Source organism: Leeuwenhoekiella obamensis (assembly GCF_055391795.1).
Map to the genome: position 1 here is coordinate 2,188,015 of NZ_AP029251.1, position 20,777 is coordinate 2,208,791.

General features: G+C 39.0%; 20 protein-coding genes and 2 tRNA genes. 10 read left to right on the plus strand and 12 right to left on the minus strand.

From position 1 onward, the window contains the following. Nucleotides 1-126: 126 nt before the first annotated feature. Both dnaJ and ACZ5L8_RS09565 read right to left on the minus strand, forming a co-directional pair. Entirely contained in the window at nt 127-1,251 is a 1,125-nt protein-coding gene (dnaJ, locus tag ACZ5L8_RS09560; RefSeq protein ID WP_464436963.1) for a molecular chaperone DnaJ, read from the minus strand. Between the two features lie 48 nt (nt 1,252-1,299). Further along, nucleotides 1,300-1,869: a nucleotide exchange factor GrpE gene (locus ACZ5L8_RS09565; protein WP_462597496.1), complete on the minus strand. Its 570-nt coding sequence runs from the start codon at nt 1,867-1,869 to the stop codon at nt 1,300-1,302. Nucleotides 1,870-2,021: 152 nt separating this feature from the next. Between ACZ5L8_RS09565 and ACZ5L8_RS09570 the strand changes: the two genes are divergently transcribed. Beyond that, complete coding sequence (locus tag ACZ5L8_RS09570; protein WP_464436965.1) at nt 2,022-2,690, plus strand: YceI family protein; 669 nt, start codon at nt 2,022-2,024, stop codon at nt 2,688-2,690. 52 nt (nt 2,691-2,742) lie between these two features. Here the strand turns inward: ACZ5L8_RS09570 and ACZ5L8_RS09575 are convergent, their stop codons facing one another. Beyond that, nucleotides 2,743-3,648, minus strand: a complete 906-nt coding sequence (locus tag ACZ5L8_RS09575) for a TIGR01777 family oxidoreductase (RefSeq protein WP_464436967.1) — start codon at nt 3,646-3,648, stop codon at nt 2,743-2,745. Between the two features lie 151 nt (nt 3,649-3,799). Between ACZ5L8_RS09575 and lnt the strand changes: the two genes are divergently transcribed. The 5 genes from lnt (at nt 3,800) to yaaA (ending at nt 9,754) form a co-directional block, all read left to right on the plus strand. Continuing rightward, nucleotides 3,800-5,422: an apolipoprotein N-acyltransferase gene (lnt, locus tag ACZ5L8_RS09580; protein WP_464436968.1), complete on the plus strand. Its 1,623-nt coding sequence runs from the start codon at nt 3,800-3,802 to the stop codon at nt 5,420-5,422. A 29-nt stretch (nt 5,423-5,451) separates the two neighbouring features. After that, a complete protein-coding gene (locus tag ACZ5L8_RS09585; protein WP_464440944.1) occupies nt 5,452-7,344 on the plus strand; it encodes an ABC-F family ATP-binding cassette domain-containing protein in 1,893 nt (630 codons plus the stop codon). Nucleotides 7,345-7,376: 32 nt separating this feature from the next. After that, nucleotides 7,377-8,114: an O-methyltransferase gene (locus ACZ5L8_RS09590; RefSeq protein WP_464436970.1), complete on the plus strand. Its 738-nt coding sequence runs from the start codon at nt 7,377-7,379 to the stop codon at nt 8,112-8,114. A gap of 74 nt (nt 8,115-8,188) precedes the next feature. Continuing rightward, complete coding sequence (locus ACZ5L8_RS09595; RefSeq protein ID WP_464436971.1) at nt 8,189-8,893, plus strand: ABC transporter ATP-binding protein; 705 nt, start codon at nt 8,189-8,191, stop codon at nt 8,891-8,893. A 96-nt stretch (nt 8,894-8,989) separates the two neighbouring features. Next, nucleotides 8,990-9,754 carry a peroxide stress protein YaaA gene (gene yaaA, locus ACZ5L8_RS09600; RefSeq protein ID WP_462597490.1) on the plus strand — a complete coding sequence of 255 codons (765 nt, stop codon included), beginning with the start codon at nt 8,990-8,992 and terminating at the stop codon, nt 9,752-9,754. A gap of 73 nt (nt 9,755-9,827) precedes the next feature. Here yaaA and ACZ5L8_RS09605 read toward each other — a convergent pair whose 3' ends face one another. From ACZ5L8_RS09605 to ACZ5L8_RS09615, 3 genes are all read right to left on the minus strand, one after another. Beyond that, a complete protein-coding gene (locus ACZ5L8_RS09605; RefSeq protein ID WP_462597489.1) occupies nt 9,828-9,980 on the minus strand; it encodes an SsrA-binding protein in 153 nt (50 codons plus the stop codon). A 537-nt stretch (nt 9,981-10,517) separates the two neighbouring features. Beyond that, nucleotides 10,518-12,470 (minus strand): M56 family metallopeptidase, encoded by a 1,953-nt coding sequence (locus tag ACZ5L8_RS09610; RefSeq protein ID WP_464436974.1) that lies wholly within the window; start codon nt 12,468-12,470, stop codon nt 10,518-10,520. Between the two features lies 1 nt (nt 12,471). After that, on the minus strand, nt 12,472-12,831 hold the full coding sequence (locus ACZ5L8_RS09615; protein WP_462597487.1) for a BlaI/MecI/CopY family transcriptional regulator: 360 nt from the start codon (nt 12,829-12,831) through the stop codon (nt 12,472-12,474). 231 nt (nt 12,832-13,062) lie between these two features. Here ACZ5L8_RS09615 and ACZ5L8_RS09620 point away from each other — a divergent pair, with 231 nt between their 5' ends. Continuing rightward, complete coding sequence (locus ACZ5L8_RS09620) at nt 13,063-13,842, plus strand: diadenylate cyclase (protein WP_462597486.1); 780 nt, start codon at nt 13,063-13,065, stop codon at nt 13,840-13,842. 3 nt (nt 13,843-13,845) lie between these two features. Then, on the plus strand, nt 13,846-14,712 hold the full coding sequence (locus ACZ5L8_RS09625; protein WP_464436977.1) for a DUF3667 domain-containing protein: 867 nt from the start codon (nt 13,846-13,848) through the stop codon (nt 14,710-14,712). On the opposite strand, the gene ACZ5L8_RS09630 is transcribed toward ACZ5L8_RS09625, so the two are convergent. Continuing rightward, nucleotides 14,705-16,474, minus strand: a complete 1,770-nt coding sequence (locus tag ACZ5L8_RS09630; RefSeq protein WP_464436979.1) for an ABC transporter ATP-binding protein — start codon at nt 16,472-16,474, stop codon at nt 14,705-14,707. The genes ACZ5L8_RS09625 and ACZ5L8_RS09630 overlap by 8 nt on opposite strands. After that, a complete protein-coding gene (gene truA / locus ACZ5L8_RS09635; protein ID WP_464436981.1) occupies nt 16,474-17,229 on the minus strand; it encodes a tRNA pseudouridine(38-40) synthase TruA in 756 nt (251 codons plus the stop codon). The genes ACZ5L8_RS09630 and truA overlap by 1 nt, the downstream gene beginning before the upstream one ends. Before the next feature lie 84 nt (nt 17,230-17,313). On the opposite strand from truA, the gene ACZ5L8_RS09640 reads away from it, so the two are divergent. Continuing rightward, nucleotides 17,314-17,805 (plus strand): metallophosphoesterase family protein, encoded by a 492-nt coding sequence (locus tag ACZ5L8_RS09640; protein ID WP_464436983.1) that lies wholly within the window; start codon nt 17,314-17,316, stop codon nt 17,803-17,805. A 63-nt stretch (nt 17,806-17,868) separates the two neighbouring features. Here ACZ5L8_RS09640 and ACZ5L8_RS09645 read toward each other — a convergent pair whose 3' ends face one another. Next, nucleotides 17,869-18,276: a DUF4293 domain-containing protein gene (locus ACZ5L8_RS09645; RefSeq protein WP_464436985.1), complete on the minus strand. Its 408-nt coding sequence runs from the start codon at nt 18,274-18,276 to the stop codon at nt 17,869-17,871. 220 nt (nt 18,277-18,496) lie between these two features. Here ACZ5L8_RS09645 and rho point away from each other — a divergent pair, with 220 nt between their 5' ends. Beyond that, entirely contained in the window at nt 18,497-20,119 is a 1,623-nt protein-coding gene (gene rho, locus ACZ5L8_RS09650; protein ID WP_464436987.1) for a transcription termination factor Rho, read from the plus strand. Between the two features lie 185 nt (nt 20,120-20,304). On the opposite strand, the gene rpsT is transcribed toward rho, so the two are convergent. The 3 genes from rpsT to ACZ5L8_RS09665 all read right to left on the minus strand — a co-directional run bounded on the left by rpsT (nt 20,305) and on the right by ACZ5L8_RS09665 (nt 20,768). Continuing rightward, a complete protein-coding gene (gene rpsT / locus ACZ5L8_RS09655) occupies nt 20,305-20,553 on the minus strand; it encodes a 30S ribosomal protein S20 (RefSeq protein ID WP_462597478.1) in 249 nt (82 codons plus the stop codon). 25 nt (nt 20,554-20,578) lie between these two features. Further along, nucleotides 20,579-20,650, minus strand: a tRNA-Glu gene (locus ACZ5L8_RS09660). Nucleotides 20,651-20,696: 46 nt separating this feature from the next. Further along, nucleotides 20,697-20,768: transfer RNA gene (locus tag ACZ5L8_RS09665), tRNA-Glu, on the minus strand. Nucleotides 20,769-20,777: the final 9 nt, after the last annotated feature.

Here is a 20,777-nt window from a genome sequence, read left to right on the forward strand (position 1 = left end):
TATAAAAAACCCACCCCTTCTGAAACCAGAAGGGGTGGGAAAAAAATTGCTATGAAAAAGAAAAATATCACTAGTAGTGATTAGTGATATTCAAATATACATTTTTTTTCTTAATAACTTCTTAAATTAAGAAAACATGTCTTTTACCTTCTCGAAAAATGACTTATCCTCACTTTGCGGTTTTGGAGCAAAATTGTCGTCGTTAAGCATTTTTTCAAAAAATTCTCTTTGTTCTTTGTTTAGGTTTTTTGGTGTCCAAACATTTACATGAACAAGAAGGTCTCCTTTTCCGTATCCGTTAATTGACGGGATTCCTTTTCCGCGTAAGCGTAATATTTTACCGCTTTGCGCGCCTTCTTCTATCTTGATGCGCACCTTACCGGTAACTGTATCGATCTCTTTGCTGGTACCTAACACCGCTTCTGGAACGCTCACATAAAGGTCGTAATGTAGATTATCACCCTCGCGTTTTAAAGTCTCATGATCTAGCTCTTCTATCACTACAAGCAGATCACCAGCTATACCATTGCCCGGTGCATCATTACCTTTACCGCTTACCTTAAGCTGCATGCCATCTACAACTCCACCAGGAATTTTGATGCTTACAGTTTCTTCTACGGTTTTCATACCGTCGCTATCTGCATCAGCTGGTTTGCTGTCTATCATCTGGCCACTACCACCACATGTAGTACAAGCAGAAGCTGTTTGCATACGACCTAAGATTGTATTTGTAACGCGAGTAACTTGGCCAGTACCATTACAAGTAGAACAAGTTTTATACGTTGTTCCTGGCGCTTGCTTCTTGCGTCTAACTTTTACTTTTTTCTCTACTCCGTTTGCAATTTCTTCTAGTGTAAGTTTTACACGAATGCGCAGGTTAGAACCCTTCATACGTCTTTGGCCTCCGCCAAAACCACCAAATCCAGAAAAGCCGCCTCCGCCACCGAAAGCGCCACCAAAAATATCACCAAACTGACTGAAGATATCATCCATGTTCATACCTCCGCCACCACCGAAGCCGCCAGAGCCGTCAAAAGCCTGATGACCAAACTGATCATAACGCGCACGCTTATCTTTGTCACTTAAAACTTCATAAGCTTCTGCTGCTTTTTTGAACATCTCCTCTGCCTCAGCATCTCCTGGATTCTTATCAGGGTGATATTTTACAGCTTTCTTGCGATATGCTTTTTTGATCTCAGCTTCAGAGGCGCCTTTGCTTACGCCTAATATTTCATAATAATCTTCTTTCATTCCGTCTAAGCTTTCTCAATTAATAATAATGACATCTATGGGTAAGACTTATTGTCCTACAACCACCTTAGGATGCCTAATTATGCGATCTCCTAATTTGTAACCTTTTTCAACTACGTCTACCACTTTTCCTTTAAGGTCTTTTTGAGGTGCAGGAATCTGTGTGATCGCTTCGTGGATCTCTGCATCAAATGTATCACCTTGATTAACCTCTAGTTGCTCAAGGCCTTTGTTGTTTAAAGTAGATTTTAACTTATCGCTGATAAGCTCAACTCCTTTAAGCAACTCTTTATCTTCTGATCGTGAAATTTCTTTAAGCGCTCTGTCAAAATCATCAAGAACTGGCAACATGGCCTGCATTACTTCTTGCCCTGCTGTTTTAAAAAGTTCTACGCGCTCTTTAGAAGTACGTCTTTTGTAGTTTTCAAACTCGGCAAAAAGTCTCAAGAATTTATCCTTTTCTTTCTCAAGATCTGCTTTGTACTTATCCAGCTCAGACTCTTCAGCCTTAACTTCTTCTTGCTCAGCCGCATTCTCAGTTGCAGCAGCTTCTTGAGCTTCGTTATTTACCGCCTCTGGGTTCTCTTTTACTACTTCTTCTTTATCTTTTGAACTCATTGTTTTATCGCTTTTTCCGTAAAATGGCAAAAGTACTGCCAATAACTTTAAAATGTCAAAATGTCACCACTATAATTTAGTATTTCTTTAAGATTCAAGAATCGCTAAACATATAATTTTGACGTATTAATTAACACTACTACTTAAATACTATGAAAACTAAATTCCTACAAATGTCTGTTGCTGTTTTCTTCATGGCTGCGCTAGTTGCCTGCAAAGGAAACAAAAACGAAACTGAGGCAGGTGATGCCGAAGAAGTTGCAGAAGCAAAAGCTGAAGCTCAAAAATATATGGTGAACAAAGAAGAGTCTGTGATAGACTGGAAGGGTTCAAAACCTACAGGTACACATACCGGTACTCTTAAACTTGAGTCTGGTGTTCTTCGCCTACAAGACAGCACACTTACTGGTAGCTTTCTTATTGACATGAAAACTATTGAGGTTACAGACCTTGAAGGAGACATGAAAGCAGGTCTTGAAAGTCACCTTAAAGGAACTGTAGAAGGTAAAGAAGATCACTTCTTCAACGTTGAGAACTACCCTACTGCAGCTTTTGAGATCACTGGTCTTGAAGAAAAAGATGGAAAATGGATGATGGCAGGTAACCTTACCATCAAAGATCAAAAGAAAAACATCGAGTTCCCAGTATCTTATTCTAAGAACGGAACTACACTAACGCTTACTACTGAGCCATTCACGATTGACCGTACAAACTGGAATGTGAACTATGGTTCTAAAAGTGTTTTTGACGATCTAGGCGACAAATTTGTAAGTGACGATATCGAGCTTACAGTTAAAGTTGTAGCAGATAGAGAAATGTAATTTTCTGGCTTTCGCCAAAAATCTAAAAGCCTCGCAAATGCGAGGCTTTTTTTTATTTTAATAGATCGGCGAATGCGCCATGCAATTGCGGGAATTTAAAAGTATACCCCGCATCAATGATTTTCTCCGCACTTACCTTTTGACTTTCCGTCACGAGTGAAGACATTTTGCCCAGCATTAACTTAAGCACAAACTCTGGCACACTGGGCAGCCATAAAAGTTTGTTTAAAATCGCGGCAGCTTCTTTTGTCATTTCCTTATTTGTAACAGGATTGGGTGCTACACCATTATATACTCCATTTAATTTTTTCGCTACAGCGAAAAGAAAAATCCCCGCTAAATCCTCAACATGCACCCAACTTTGCCATTGCTCACCACCAGCCAGCGGAGCGCCCACAAACATTTTAATAGGTTTTGTAATTTGAGGTAAAGCGCCTTCGGTTTCTGCCATTACAACGCCCACTCTAATTTTTGCAACCGTAAGACCAAGTTCTTTAAATTGATCTGCGCTGGCCTCCCAAGCGCTAACCACTTTACCTAAAAATCCCGGATGATATTCAGGGTAATTCTCTGTATATAATTTTTCAGGATTAGATGGATAAGCACCTATCGCACTCGCCGAGACAAACTGCGTTACGTTATGGTCAATTTCGCGTAAGCGTGCAAAAATCAGCGCTGCTGTTTCTGTACGGCTTTTTAAAATGATCTCTTTATTTTCATCCGTCCACCGCTGAAATATCGATGCGCCCGCAAGATGAATGATCGCGTCAACATTGTTGAAACACGCATCATCAATTTCATTTGTATTGGGATCCCAAAAATATCCTTGATAGTTAGGTTTAGTCTGGATTTTATCTCTAGAAGTGGTGAGATAATTTACGCTATGGCCATTTGCCAGACTTTGCTTCGTGATCTCTTTTCCTACAAGTCCGGTGGCGCCGGTAATAAGCAGTTTCATGTGATGGTTTTGCTTTAAAATTAAAACAAACCGCGCGGCCTTTACGTTGTTTTAATTTAGGTTTAACAAGGGTGTACGCAGACTTTTGAGAAAAATAATTGAATTTGCGAAGCGAACGTCAACCCGTATATTTACGGTTACAAACACCATAATGAAAAGACTTCTTTTAGCGTTACTTTCTGGCGGATTACTTGCTGCGAGTTGGCCCACATACGGATTTCCATTTTTACTTTTTGTAGCTTTTGTCCCGTTGCTTTTTGCCACTAGAAAAATTAGATTTTCTGCTTTTAAGCGAAAAGGCCTCAAAGTCTTCGGCTTAGCTTATCTCACATTTTTCATCTTTAATATTTGCAGCACTTGGTGGCTTTATAATTCTACTGCGGTTGGGATGTGGTTTGCTGTTTTAGCAAATGCGCTTTTAATGACTTTTGCATGGATGCTGTATTATTTTGTGAGCAAACGCGCTAAGACTTCTGTGAGTCTTGTATTTCTTATTTGCATCTGGATGCTGTATGAATTTATGCATCTCAACTGGCAAGCGGCTTGGCCTTGGCTCAATATGGGTAACGCTTTCGCGGAATATACTAGCTGGATCCAGTGGTATGAATTCACCGGGACTTTTGGCGGTACGTTGTGGGTTTTGACAGCAAATTGCATTTTGTTTTATGGCCTGAGAAATTACAGCAATGCAGAGAAAAAACTGAGACGCGCATTTATAGGTTTTGCCAGCGTTGTGATTATTCCTATTCTCATTTCTAATGTTATTAAGGCGACTTACGTCGAAAAGGAAAATCCGATAGAAGTTGTGATCCTTCAACCCAACATTGATCCATATACCGAAAAGTATAACACAACAAACGATCGCATCGCAGATCTAATCTTTAAAGAATCTGAAAAAGCGCTTACCCAAGAAACTCAATTTCTCATCACTCCAGAAACTGTTCTTGCAGAAGGTTATGGCGTAGATCTTTCAACATTTAAGTATAGTGATGAAAAAAGTAAAGCGCAGAACTTCTTAGAAAAATATCCAAAGTTGAATTACCTCATGGGTATTCAATTTTATCAAATGCATCATAGCGAAGATGATCTTTTGCCTACCAGCAATTATCTAGGCACAGACAGAATAGGAAATCCTGTTTGGGGAGATTTTTACAACAGCGCGGTGCTGTTGAATTATTTTGGCGAAAGCCAGATCTACCATAAAAGCAAACTTGTGGTAGGCGTTGAAAATTTCCCATATCAAGACGTTTTAAAACCTTTACTAGGCGACATTATGTTAGACATGGGCGGCACTGTTGCGATGAAAACCATACAAGATGATCGCACGGCTTTTGAAGGAAATGACGGTACAAAGGTGGGGCCGATCATTTGTTATGAATCGGTTTTTGGAGAATTTGTAACCGGCTATGTGCGCAATGGCGCAGACTTTCTTGCTATTATGACAAACGATGCCTGGTGGGGCGACACGCAAGGTCACAAACAGCATCTTGCGTATGCTAGCTTACGCGCTATCGAGACACGCAGAAGTATTGCTAGGAGCGCAAATACAGGTATTTCGGCAGTAATAGATCAAACTGGTAAAGTGCACGAAACCTTGCCGTATAACGAGATCGGGACGATCAATGCTAAGATCAACCTCAACGATACGATCACATTTTATGTAAAACATGGCGACTATCTTGCGTGGATAGCAATGATTGTAGGAATTCTTGTTTTCTTATATTCTCTAATTCGTCCAAAACGCATCAAACAATTCTCAAATCCTAGACTTTAAATTGACTAAATTCGCAGCCTATGAGCGCAGTGAATTTTGTATCGGTCGAGAATGTTTCTAAGGCCTATGGCGAGCGGGTTTTATTCCGTGATATTTCTTTTGGGATCAACGAGGGTCAAAAAGTAGGGCTTATCGCCAAAAACGGAACCGGAAAAACCAGTCTTCTTAATATACTTTCTAAAGCCGAAGAGCCAGACTCTGGTAACGTGGTGTATCGCAAAGGTTTAAAAGTTTCTTTCCTTGCACAAGAGCCAGCATTAGATCAAAAGCTAAGCATTGAAGAAACCATTTTTGCTAGCGATAATGAGATCCTTAAAGCCATCTCGGTTTATGAAAAGGCATTGCTCAACATGGACGATACAGATGCGTATCAAAAAGCGTTTGATCGCATGGAAGCCTTACAAGCATGGGATTTTGAAACGCAATACAAGCAAATTCTCTTTAAGCTTAAGCTAGATGATCTTTCACTTAAAGTGGAAAAACTAAGCGGTGGACAAAAAAAACGTCTTGCCCTTGCTGTGATCTTGCTTGAAAAACCAGATCTAGTGATCATGGATGAGCCTACTAACCACCTTGATCTAGAAATGATCGAATGGTTAGAAGAATATTTTGCCAAAGAGAATCTTACCATTTTTATGGTAACGCACGACCGCTATTTCTTAGAGCGTGTTTGTAACGAGATCGTAGAACTTGATGCAGATTTTGGCATTGGCCAACTATATAGCTACAAAGGGAATTATTCTTACTATCTAGATAAAAAAGAATCTCGCGTAGCCGCTGAAGAAACTGAGACTGGCAAAGCAAAGCAACTCTTTAAAAAAGAGCTAGACTGGATGCGTCGCCAGCCAAAAGCGCGTACTACAAAATCAAAATCGCGTATTGATGATTTTCATGAAATTAAAGCGCGAGCACACAAGCGTCGTCAAGATTATCAGGTAACGCTAGAGATCAACATGGAGCGCATGGGAAGCAAGGTTGTAGAATTGCACAACCTTACTAAATCCTTCGGTGAGCGCAAGATCTTAGATAAGTTTGACTACAACTTTTTGCGCGGAGAACGCATTGGGATCATCGGTAAAAATGGAACAGGAAAATCTACCTTTCTCAATATTCTTACCGGTGGCTTAAAACCTGATGGCGGTAAAGTGGTTGTGGGTGAGACGATACAATTTGGTTACTACACGCAAAGCGGAATCAACGTAAAACCCGGTCAAAAAGTAATTGAAGTAATTAAAGAATTTGGAGATTATATTCCGCTTAAAAAAGGCCGTCAAATAAGTGCCGGTCAATTGCTAGAACGCTTTCTCTTTGACCGTAAGAAGCAATACGATTACGTCGAAAAATTAAGTGGAGGTGAACAAAAACGTCTTTATCTCTGTACGGTTTTGATCCAGAATCCTAACTTCCTGATCCTCGATGAGCCTACTAATGATCTGGATATTGTAACGCTTAACGTCCTTGAGAATTTCTTGCTAGACTTCCCGGGATGTTTGCTCGTGGTTTCGCACGACCGTTACTTTATGGACAAGATCGTTGACCACCTTTTTGTTTTCCAAGGGCAAGGTCAGGTAGAGGATTTTCCGGGCAACTACACAGATTATCGCGAGTATGAGAAGTCTGCAGATTTCGCTTCCGCGGAAGCGATAACCGAGCAACCCAAAGAGGAAAAATCAGTCACAAAAGACAACTGGAAAACCGCAAACAGCAGCTTAAACTACGAGGAACAAAAAGAATACAAGCGCCTAGAAAAAGAGATCGCAAAACTTGAAGAGAAAAAAGCGACACAAGAAAAAGTGTTTTTAGACCCTGATCTGTCTGGCGACGAAATCAATGCTGCCTCTGTAAAACTGCAAGAAATAGAAACCGAGATCGAGACAAAAACTGAGCGCTGGTTTGAACTAAGCATGAAAGCCGAAGGATAATGTGGTATCGGGTAAAAAAGTATTTTTCTTTTTTGTGGCAGTCAAAAAATCAGCACGGCGTACACTCGCCTTTTGTGTATGATTTTGTCACAAAATGCCTGTACGACCGCAAAAAATATCCCGAATACAAACTTCTAAAGGCACACAGAAAATCACTTACAGATTCTAAAGAAGTCATTGAGGTAACTGACTTTGGCGCTGGTTCTCTAGTATTTACAAGCAATACAAGACCTATTGCTGCGATCGCTAAAAATGCCGGGGCGACGCGCGCTAGGCAAAAGATCCTTTTTCGGGTGGCTTCGTATTTTAATATCCAGAAGTCTTTAGAACTAGGTACTTCTGTGGGTTTGGCGACAGCGGCTTTGGCTTTAGCCAAAAAAAACAAAATAACTAGCCTTGAAGGTTGCCCACAAACCGCCGCCGTTGCAGAAAAACATTTGAAGCAATTTGACATTGAAAATGTAAATCTCGTTGTTGGTGATTTTAAAGAAACACTTTTGGCGGAAGCAAAAAAATCCTTTGATCTTATATACTTTGACGGCAATCACAGCAAGGATGCGACGCTTACTTACTTTGAACAATTACTACCCACAATTCATAACGACACGGTGTGGATCTTTGATGATATTTATTGGTCTGAAGGAATGACCGAAGCGTGGGAAGAGATTAAAAGGCATCCTCAAGTTACCGTTACAATTGATTGCTACTGGTTAGGTTTTGTGTTTTTCAGAAGGGAGCAGGAAGAAGAGCATTTTGTGATTAGGGCTTAATCTTTGTAACATCCTTTAGCTTTTTAACACTAATTGACGAAAATCAGTTAACTTCAGCGATAAAACAGGCATACATGGAAAGTTTGATCCATATTAGAGAAATAAAGCGAAATTTCCCTTTGGGCAACGAAGTGGTTAAAGTTCTTAAAGGCATTGACCTCGATATTGATAAAGGTGAATATGTTGCGATCATGGGACCTTCTGGTTCTGGGAAGTCTACATTCATGAACTTATTGGGTTGTCTTGATACGCCAACTTCTGGAAAATATATTTTGAACGGAAGAGACGTAAGCCATATGACAGATAACGAGTTGGCCGATGTGCGCAATAAAGAAATTGGTTTTGTTTTTCAAACCTTCAACTTGTTGCCACGAACTACCGCGCTAGATAATGTTGCTTTGCCTATGGTGTATGCTGGTTATTCAAAAACTGACCGTCATGCTCGTGCTGCCGAGGTTCTCGATAGCGTTGGCCTATCAGATCGTATGGACCATAAGCCTAACCAACTTTCTGGAGGGCAGAGACAGCGTGTTGCTGTGGGTCGTGCTCTAGTGAATAAACCAAGTATCATTCTTGCTGATGAGCCTACGGGAAACTTAGACTCTAAAACGTCTGTTGAGATCATGGCGCTTTTTGATGAAATTCACGCGGCAGGAAACACTGTTATTCTTGTAACACACGAAGAAGATATCGCAGAACATGCACATAGAATCATAAGACTTCGCGACGGACTTATAGAAAGCGATAAACGCAGAGTTTCTCCTGGAGTTTACGAATAAGATCATTTTTCGCCATAGCGAAATTGATAAACACAATAGTATTTACGCTTTAGATAATGGTTCTAAAGCGTATTTTTATGCTCAAAATTCAAGCACATGAAAATTGTTGTTTCTCCGGCAAAATCGCTGGATTATGAATCAAAATTACCTACAACGCGTGGCACGCAACCTCTTTTTCTTGAGGAAGCCGAAACGCTGAATAAAAAGCTAGAGCGCAAGACTAAAAAAGAGATCTCAGACTTAATGAGCATAAGTGATAAACTGGCAGATCTTAACTATCAGCGCTACAAAGAATTTGAAGTTCCTTTTACAAAAACTAACGCAAGACCTGCAGTTTATGCCTTTGCAGGCGACGTTTACACAGGTCTTGATGCATACACGATCCCTACAGAGAAACTAGATAAATTACAGGATACATTACGCATTCTTTCGGGATTGTACGGGGTTTTACGTCCGCTTGACTTGATGCAACCGTATCGTCTAGAAATGGGCACAAAACTCAAGATAAACCGCAAAAACAACTTGTATGAGTTTTGGGATAATAAAATAACTGATCAACTGAACAAAGAGCTTGATGATGATGAACTATTCGTCAATCTTGCGAGTCAGGAATATTTTAATTCTGTGAAGCCAGAGAATCTAAAGGTTCCTGTAATCACTCCGGTTTTTAAAGATCTTAAAAATGGTAAATTAAAGATCATTTCCTTTTTTGCTAAAAAAGCCAGAGGCTCAATGGTGCGTTACATCATTGACAACGATGTGAACGATCTGGAAGGTATTAAAGGCTTTGATTATGACGGTTACGCTTATAGCGAAAGCGAATCTGACCCTTCAAAAAATGAATTTGTTTTTACACGATAAATTAAGAAAGGCGCTGATCTCAGCGCCTTTTTCTTTTCGCGAAAGCGAAAGTATTTTTTAGTTGATTAGCGTTTTAATCTAACGCGTTTTTTGTAACCCAAAGTCTGTATCCAAAAACCGCTAATTGTAGTTTTGTCGCTTTGGTTAGGTCAACATTTTTCTTTGAATAACTCGGCAGGATCTTCTTATTGATCTTTGCCAGGGTTTTAAAGATTTTCTTTTTCATACTGTGGGGTTAGTTGATCAGTCTAACCTTAAAAGTATGGATTTCACCACAATTCCCGTTGCGCTTTAGGAATGTGTTAAGAGGTCAGTTTTTTTGGTTACCCAAAAATGATTTCGATGATTTTAATTACTACTGCTGCCATGATTGATTGATTTTAAAAATTAAACTGTCGTTTTTTGATTTTGATTTAACTGTTGTTTTTAATTGATGAAGCAAAGAATGCGGTTTAGCAGCAATCCCACAAGCAAACTTCAAAAAATCAGTGAAATTGAATACGGATTTGTAATTGAAAAAATATGATTAGTGAAAATTTGAAACATAATTCTCTATAAATAAGTTTATTTATTCAACCCATTATATTCATTATGATTTCATACATCAACTTTTCAAGGGGATTTTTAGTGCTTTTTGAAAATCTCTAGAGAAAACTGCCGTGAATTTTCATGAAAAATGAAAGTTTCATTGTTGATTGAAACATTTCTGCATAAAAAAAGCCCCACGCGTGTGGAGCTATTTTATTTGGCTTTAAGCCAAAAACTATTTCACTTTAGTGGTAACGATTATCACTCCGCTTTTGCCTTTGTCGCCATAAAGACTGGTAGCAGATTCGTTTTTTAAAACACTTACCGACTCGATTGTCTTAGGATCTAAACGATCTACAGCGGCTTTTGTGCTTTCTTCTCCATCGAGAATATATAGAACCGCGTTGCTATCAATAGAACGCACCACAATATTGCTAGGCGGCGTATTATCTTTTGTGCTTATTTCTACAACACCATACTCAGCCTTTTTACCATACTTTTCAATTGCGCTTTTATCTTTAAGTATATTGATAGATTTGATCTTTTTTTTATCTAGATAACGCATTTTTTCTGCATCAACAACTTCTCCATCGATAACATATAAAACTTTGTCTTCTTGAGTATTTCTTACAACTACAATATCTGTATTTAAGGAAGCATCAATTTCTTCTAGAGCACCGAGGGATCGTCGACGATCCATTTCTCTCTTCATTTTATAGATCTTTGCTGTGTCTGTTGGTCTATTTTGAATAAGAGTTCGAATTTCTCTTTCGGCTCTTTCTTGAACTTCCTTCTGACGCTCCTCAGCTAATTTTTGACGTTCTTCTACTTGTTTTTGGCGTTCTTTAATTCTTATCTGAGTTTCCTTTTTGCGCTCTTTAATTTCTGCTTTGTGTTTCTCAATTTCCTCATCACGCTTTTGTTTCTCACGTTCTATTTCAGCCATTGTTGTGCCGTGGTTTGCAAATCCTACTTCGCCAGACTCCGTTCTATAAAAGATAATATCATTAAGACCATTATCGTCTGACATTATATAACGCGCACCGACATCATTTTTACTTTTATAGTCTACCTGAAGTGCTATGATATTCCCTTTTTTATTACGTTTTACCCCAGAGAAATCTAGTTTGATATCATAAGTTGCCTCTGCATCTTTCACGATTTTATCTAAATCCTTTTTAGTCGCACTCATAGGAATTGTAATGGTGAATGCTTCTTCATTTTCAGTTTCTTGAACTACGGAAGTTTCTTGAATCACCGATGTGAACGGATCTTCTGATCGATCACTTTTGGCGGAAGCCAGATCATCTGTATTGATCTTGATTTTTAATTCTTCTTTATAGTTAAAACTGTAAAGAAACATCGCTAATAGCGGTACGATGATGGCAAGTTTAAACTTGCTGGTTTGTGAAGATGATTGTTTGTTAAGCATAATTACTCGTTTTTTGATTAATGAATTGTAAAATGAGCTTGACAATGCTGGGACTTGATTTGAGATTCCCGTTCTAAGCATTGCAAGTTGATATCCTTTTTTATTTTCGGTTTGTTGAGTTGCGCTGGCATCTGCCATGTATTCTAGATTTTGCTCCATTTTTTTAGCATACAACCACGCAAACGGATTAAACCATTGTGTCACCAGCAGCAGTTTAGAAAGTAAAATATCCCATGTATGACCGCTCTTAGCATGCGCAGCCTCGTGCGCCAGTATCATAGCAAGTTCTTGATCTGTGTGTTGTGATGGATCATAAACCACATACCCAAAGAATGAAAACGGCGCCGGGATCCCAGCAATCTCAAGATATTTGATTCCGTTTTTTGTGAAGTGCCCTTGGTTTTTAAGAAAGCTAAAGATCTTAACCATCTGTAAAAGCAAGCGTATTATCATCACGCTTACGCCCAGCAGATAAATAGAAAGAAGCATAATCTCTAGATAATCTGCAGTTGTTAAACCAGCAGTTTCCAAAGTTTGAGAAGACGTTGAACTATTAACGAGATCCTGCGCATTTAATGTGAGATAAACCTCTTTTTTAAAGATCAAAAGCGGCAGCACAAAAGCACTTAAAACACCTAGATTTAAAAACCTACGGTTATTACCATAATAGGTTTCTTTGGCAAGAAAAAGCACATAAACAGTATAGAAAATAGCTAGAATGCCACAACCCTTTGCGATGTAAATCAGCGTTTCCATACTACTCTCCTTTTTCGATAATTTCTAAGATCTCTCTCAACTCTTCTGCAGTGATCTTCTCTTCGCGAGCAAAAAAAGAAACCATCTCTTTATAACTGCTATCAAAGAATTTGCGCGTCGCCTCATTCATAAATTTCTTGCCATACTCATCGCGCGTCACAACCGGATAATATTGATGCGTTTTGCCAAAAGCCTTGTGATTTACAAAACCCTTCTCTTCCAGATTACGCACAATGGTAGACACCGTGTTGTAATGCAAAGTCTCCTCTGTGAGCTCTGCCTGCACCTCTTTTACAAAAGCCTTCTCAAGCCTCCATAAAACATGCATGATCTCTTCTTCTTTATTTGTAAGCTTCTCCATATAAAAATGTTTTGGGTGCTTCCGCGCTTTGGCGCGGCCGGGCTATTCGTTACAATATCCGCCAAAAGGCGCATGATTTTCACTACTATCCCTAGCACAGTTCAAACATATAACGATATTTTTAGTTTTACAACTATTTTTATAGTTATTATCAAAAATTAATTGTTTTACTAAGCGTATTCATCACCCATTTTATTTATTTACTTTTACATTAAACTACAGTACCGCGCTTTGGACATTCTTGAAAATTATCGCATTCTTGATATCATAGACATTGTTCTTGTCGCCCTCCTACTCTATTATGTTTACAAACTGGTAAAAGGCACCGTAGCCATCAATATCTTCTTAGGTATTGTTATTATTTACCTTATCTCAAAACTGGTAGAACTCCTTAAAATGGAACTTTTAAGCACCATCCTAGGAGAATTTGTAGGTGCCGGGATTTTTGCTTTGATCGTAGTTTTTCAACAAGAGATCAGGAAGTTTCTACTCATGATAGGAACAACCAACATTTCGCGCAGAAAAGGATTCTTTAAGCATTTTCGCTTTATGCGTGATGTAAATGAATCGCTTAATATAGATGTAGATTCTATTCTTGATGCTTGCAGCAACATGAGCTTGTCAAAAACAGGTGCGCTTATCGTGATGCAACGCGCTACAAATCTTGAGTTTGTAAAAAGCACAGGAGACGAGATGAACATAGAGCTTAATCGTCCAATCTTAGAAAGTATTTTCTTTAAAAACTCAACACTTCACGATGGCGCTGTGATCATTGAAGATAACAGGATCACTGCTACCCGAGCAATTTTACCCGTGAGTAATGAGCGTAATATTCCGTTGAGATTTGGTTTAAGACACCGAGCCGCCGTGGGAATTTCTGAAAAAACAGATGCTGTAGCGCTTGTGGTAAGTGAAGAAACAGGACAAATAAGCTACATTAAAGATGGTGATTTTGAACTGTTTGAAGATATTGATGAACTTCGTGGAATTCTTATAAAAGACCTTTCATAAGCCATGCATCCTGCCGAACAGAAAAAAAGACATCTGGTAAGAAGTGCTGCCGCCTTTTGTAAAAATTGTGGGGAAAAATTAAAAACCGACTTTCAATATTGTCCTAAATGTGGCGCTAAACGCATAGAAAATAGACTCACCTACAAGCAGGTCGCTTACGAGTTTACTGAGCGTTATTTTAATATTGAGAATACGTTTTTAAGAACCTTTATCGCGATGTTCACACGGCCAGATGATGTGATAGATGGTTACATCACTGGCGTCCGAAAAAAATATGTCGCTGCCTTTAATTACTTCGCCATCTCATTAGCGCTGGGCGGGATCTACGTCTTTTTATATCAGCATTTTTTCTCTGAAGATTATGCAGCTTGGTTTGGATCCTTTACTGATGGAGGTTTAGATGGAAGAACGCAATCTTCTTTTGATCTGTCTAATAAAGTTCAGGATTTTCAAGGGTTATTGACATTTCTGCTTTTACCTATCATGGCAGTCGTATCGCGTCTCACCTTTTTAAAGAATAAGAAATACAATTATATAGAACACCTCATTATCTTCTTTTACACTTACAGTCATATCAACTTGATATCTTCTGTATTGTATATTTTTAGCATGTTCTCGCCAGTAGCATTTATGGCTGCAAGCACACTTTCAATACTTTTTCAATTTATATATATCCCGTATACATTTAAGAAATTGTATCAGCTTAACGCAGAAAATACTATCCTGAAGACTTTGCTAGCTTGGGGAATAAGTGCAATATTTGTTATAGTACTTTCAACCGCAGCCATGTTCATCGCTTACAAACTAGGTTTGCTTGACGAAGTAATTGAAGAAACAAGAAAAGCTGCTGCTGCAGCTGCTGCTAAATAGCTTGTTCTGCCATAAATTGAACTTCATAAAGGTTTCGGTAGTAGCCGTCTTCCTTAAGTAAAAGCTCTTTGTGATTGCCTATTTCTACGATCTCACCTTTTTCCATGACAATGATCTTATCTGCCTTCTTGATAGTCGCAAGGCGGTGAGCAATTACAATAGAAGTTCTGTCTTTTGTGATCTTCTTGATCGCTTTTTGTATCAATTGCTCGCTATAAGAATCAACCGATGATGTTGCTTCATCCAGCACTAAGATCGCAGGATTGCTCACATAAGCTCTCAAGAACGCTATCAATTGACGCTGCCCGCTAGAAAGCATTGCTCCACGTTCTTTCACATTATAATGATATCCGTTAGGCAAGGTTTTGATAAAATCATCTACCCCAATGATCTTGGCTGCTTCTTCCACATCCTCTTCTGATATTGAAGATTGTCCTAATGTGATGTTTTGATAAATAGAATCTGCAAACAGGAATACATCTTGAAGCACAACTGCGATTTGCTCTCTAAGCGAGGCGATCTCAACTTCTTTAATATCTACACCATCGATCGTGATCGTACCGCTGTCTATTTCGTAAAAACGACTTAAAAGATTTATTATAGTAGACTTCCCTGCACCAGTAGCACCAACGATCGCCACGGTCTCTCCAGGATTTACAGAAAGGCTGATGCCTTTTAAAACCTCTTCGCCTTCTACGTAGCTAAAACGCACATTTTGAAATTCTATCGCACCTTTAACGTGATCCAGACGCTTGTTGCCTTCATCTGCAATACGAGAATCAGTATCGAGAATCGCAAACACACGATTTGCCGAAACCATCCCCATTTGTAAAGTATTGAACTTATCTGCGATTTGTCTTAACGGCATAAACAGCATTTGAGAAAACTGGATAAATGCAGTTATTAAACCAATGGTAATTGTATCATCACCCACAGAACGCAAACCTCCATACCATACTAAAAGACCAATGGTAAGCGAAGAAACGATCTCTGCAATAGGGAAAAAGATAGAGTTGTACCACACTGTTTTGTTCCAGGCGTCTTTGTGTTTTTTATTGATCTCGCTAAACTTCTCGCGCTCTATCTTCTCACGTGTAAAAACCTGAACGATCTTCATACCGGTCACACGTTCTTGTACAAATGTGTTAAGGTTAGCAACTTGTGTACGCACTTCTTCAAAAGCAACTTTCATAGCTTTTTGAAAAACTCTAGTCGCATAAACGATAAATGGAAGTATTGCAAAAACGATCAAAGATAGCTCCCAACTTTTCCAAAGCATAAAGCCAATGATCACAGCCATTTTTAATAGATCGCTCACGATCATGAACAATCCCTGACTGAAGATACTTGCAATGGTCTCAATATCATTTACCGCTCTGGTAACAAGGCGACCCACAGCAGACTTATCGTAATACTGCATTTTAAACTTCATCATGTGATCAAAAAGTTTGATACGCAAATCGCGCACAACATTTTGACCTAACCAGTTTGCCCAGTAGATAAAGAAGAATTGAGAAAGCACTTCGCCCATCAGTACAACAAACATCGCTCCTAAGAAATACAATAAAGTATCCATATCCTTAGGCGTCATACCTTCATCTATTGCTTGCTGTAAGAACAAAGGTCTCAAAGCCGCACAAAGCGACAATAATACAGCTGCAATTGCCGCTCCCGCAACAAAGCCTTTGTATGGTTTTGTAAAGGTCATGAGTCTTTTAAAAAGACCATAGTCAAAAGCGTTTCCCTTACCGTTTTCTGCCATTATAAATTTTTGATTATATCGGGATATTTCACCTCCATTAGATAAAGTCCGTGTGCTGGCGCACTTGCCGCAGCTTGAGAACGATCTTTACTCGCGAGTAAGTGATTCATAGAATCTACCGTGCGTTTTCCTTTGCCTACTTCAATTAAAGTTCCTACCACAGCACGCACCATATTACGCAAAAATCGATCTGCTTTTATAGAGAAGATCAACTCATCTCCTGCATCCATCCACGTTGCTTCTACGACGTCGCAAATATAAGTTTTCACGTCTGTATTTGTCCGGCTGAAACATTGAAAATCGTGCCTTCCCAGAAGTACGCTCGCAGCTTCGTTCATCGCTTTTTTATCCAGTTTTTGCTCAACCAAATAAGATCTTAAATGGCCAAAAGCCAGCTTCTTTTTTGCAACTTTATAGAAGTAAGTACGAGAAACAGCATCAAACCTTGCATGCGCATTCTCATTTACTTTAAAAATTTGTTTTATCGCAATAGAATGTGATAAATACCTATTTAAACGAAACATAAAATCCTTCCGTTTTTGTTCATCTAGATCTTCTTCCAGATCAAAATGAGCAAAAAGCTGCATCGCATGCACACCAGCATCGGTACGGCCGGCGCCTGTAATTTGTAGTTCTTTTCGCAACAGCGTAGACATTGCATTCTCTAACTCTTCTTGCACCGTTATCGCATTGGGCTGGCGTTGCCAACCGTGATACGTCGTGCCGTCATACTCTATTTCTATAAAATATCTCAAAAGGTAAAGTTGTTGCCTGTAAGATAACAAAGATACATCTTTGCAACTAGGCAAAATGATGATAACAATTTAGCTTGCGCCAAAATGAAAAAAATCCTTCTCCTTAGTGACACTCACAGTTATATTGATGATAAAATTTTGGCTCATGCCGAAAAAGCTGATGAAGTGTGGCATGCTGGCGATATAGGCGATCTCGCAGTGACTGATGCGATTAAAAAAGTGAAGAAATTGCGTGCCGTGTATGGCAATATTGACAATCATGAAATACGCCAAGAATTCCCATTAAATAACAGATTTATGTGTGAAGCTGTGGACGTGTGGATCACGCATATAGGCGGTTATCCCGGGAGGTATTCTCCTGCCATTAGAGAAGAAATACAAGCAAACCCACCGAAACTTTTTATCTGCGGACACTCACATATTCTTAAGGTGATGCCAGATAGAAAATTAGATCTTCTACACATGAATCCTGGCGCGATAGGCAAACATGGTTTTCATCAAGTGCGCACCATATTGCGATTCACAATTGATGATGCAAAGATTGACAATCTCGAGGTAATTGAGATGAAGCGATAAAAAAATAAACCCCACAGTTGGCAGACTATGGGGTTTACGCACTAATAAACTAAGATATTAGGTCTATCGCAACCTGTCTACAGATTTTACAAGATCCTCATCCCGCTTAATTGCCCTATTTGCAAGGACGATAAAAACGATAGAAATGATGGGGATTAGCATCCCAATACCCTTCTCTGGGGCCGCCGCCCCTCCAGATAAGATTTGCGACTGGTAAACCAATACACCTAGTAAAATAAAGTTCAATATTATATTAAGACGGCCAGCTACAAACTGGTTTTGTCTTTTGCTGTATAAAAATATCGTGATCAATGATAACACGCCACTACCTAGAAACAAACCTAAATATAGCATACTATCTGTTGCTTCTACAAGGCCAGCTTCATTAGCATAAAGCGGAAATACAAATATCAAACCACATGACGCAGCAGCGGCAAGTAATAGATAAATACTCTGTATTCTTTGAATCATTTTAAAAATGCTTTGGGCGCACAAAAATAAAAACTTCTTTTAATTACCGAAGGTTTTAAATTCAAAATAATGTTGTATAATTGCAATAACAAGTTATGGTCAACTCTTTAACGACCATTCTTTCTTGCCAAAAATTTCTTAGAATCTTCTCTCGAGATTTTTTTAAGCATACAGCACAATTCAATTATTACCACAATCTGGAAATTTTAATCAATTCTTAATGTTTGATATTGCAGAATTAAAAGCCAAAAAGCTACCTGAATTACAGGAAATCGCTAAGGGTTTAGAAATACCAAAGTTTAGAACTTTAAAGAAATTAGATCTGGTTTACAAGATCTTAGACAAACAAGCAACTAACCCAAAGGCAGTTGCAGAGGTTGTAGACTCTCCTAAAGCTGAGGACAAACCTCAGCAGAAAAAACCTCAAAGAGCGCGCACTACTAAAAAAGAAAAACCTGCTGCTACAGACAACAAAGACAGCAGACAATCTAAGAGCGATAACAAAGACACTAAAGAAAATACCTCTTCTAACAACAATCGTAGCAACGATAACAAGAAGACACATTCTAAGAGTAACAACAGCGCTAAGGATAACAACAATAATAATTCTAACAGCGGGCAACGCAATCAGCGCAACAATAACCGCAACCAGAATAACAACAATAACAGCTCAAATAATAATGGCAATAAAGATAGCCGCAACCGCTATCGCGAGCCAGATTATGAGTTTGAAGGAATTATTGAGAGCGAAGGTGTTCTTGACATCATGCAAGACGGTTATGGTTTCTTAAGATCATCAGATTACAATTATCTTGCTTCTCCTGATGATATTTATGTATCACAATCACAAATTCGTCTTTTTGGACTTAAAACTGGAGATACAGTATTAGGTGTTATTCGCCCTCCTAAAGAAGGCGAGAAATACTTCCCGTTGATCAAGGTAAACAAGATCAATGGTCTTGACCCTAATGTCGTAAGAGACCGTGTATCTTTTGAGCATCTAACACCGCTTTTCCCTAAAGAAAAGTTCAACATAGGTGATCGTCAAAGCACGATCTCAACTCGAGTGATGGATCTTTTTGCTCCAATAGGTAAAGGACAAAGAGGTATGATCGTATCTCAACCTAAAACTGGTAAAACAATGCTTCTTAAGGATGTTGCAAACGCAATTGCAGCAAACCATCCAGAGGTTTACCAGATGATCTTACTTATCGATGAGCGCCCTGAAGAAGTTACAGATATGCAGCGCAACGTTAAAGGTGAAGTTGTTGCTTCTACTTTTGACAAAGAAGCACATGAGCATGTACGCGTTGCGAATATCGTTCTTGAAAAAGCAAAACGACTTGTAGAATGTGGTCATGATGTTGTGATACTACTAGACTCTATCACACGTCTAGCAAGAGCATACAACACGGTACAGCCAGCTTCTGGCAAGATCTTAAGTGGTGGTGTAGATGCAAATGCATTGCATAAACCTAAACGTTTCTTTGGAGCCGCTCGTAATATTGAAGGTGGCGGATCACTATCGATCATTGCTACAGCACTTACTGAAACAGGTTCTAAAATGGACGAAGTGATTTTTGAAGAATTCAAAGGAACAGGTAACATGGAGCTTCAACTGGATAGAAGAATCGCAAACCGCAGAATCTTCCCAGCGATCGATCTTACCGCTTCAAGCACGCGTCGTGACGACCTATTACTTAGCGAAAATGCGATTCAACGTATGTGGGTAATGCGCAAGTATCTTGCAGACATGAACCCAGTAGAAGCGATGGAATTCATCAATGATCGCATTAAGCAGACTAAAAACAACGAGGAGTTCCTAATTTCCATGAATGGATAAATAGAAAAACCTTTTTAGATATTTCAAAAGCCCGCAATGTATTGTGGGCTTTTTTATTTGGCTTAAAGCCAAATAAAAAAACTCCCAGAGAAACTAGGAGTTTTAACCAATAACCAACTCAATCATTTAACCAACAAAAAACCCCGTCTTTCAACGAGGTTTTAAAATCGTTATAAAGTCTAAAATTAAAGCGCAGCTACGTGCTTAGCTAATTTAGATTTAAGGTTTGAAGCCTTGTTGTCATGAATAATGTTATTCTTAGCAAGCTTATCTATCATGCTAACAACAGAAGGAAACAAAGTCTCAGCTTCTTTCTTATCAGCCTCACGCAATTTCTTAATAGCGTTACGTGTAGTTTTGTGCTGATATTTGTTACGAAGTCTTTTTACTTCGCTGTTTCTAATTCTTTTTAATGCTGACTTGTGATTTGCCATTTTCTTTTCTTTATTAAAAAAATTGTAGCCCGTAGGGGAATCGAACCCCTCTTACCAGGATGAAAACCTGGCGTCCTAGCCGATAGACGAACGGGCCATTATTTCAAGACAAAAATACTAAAAATACTTTGCCTAACTCTTTGTAGTCCGTAGGGGAATCGAACCCCTGTTACCAGGATGAAAACCTGGCGTCCTAACCCCTAGACGAACGGACCATCTAGTTT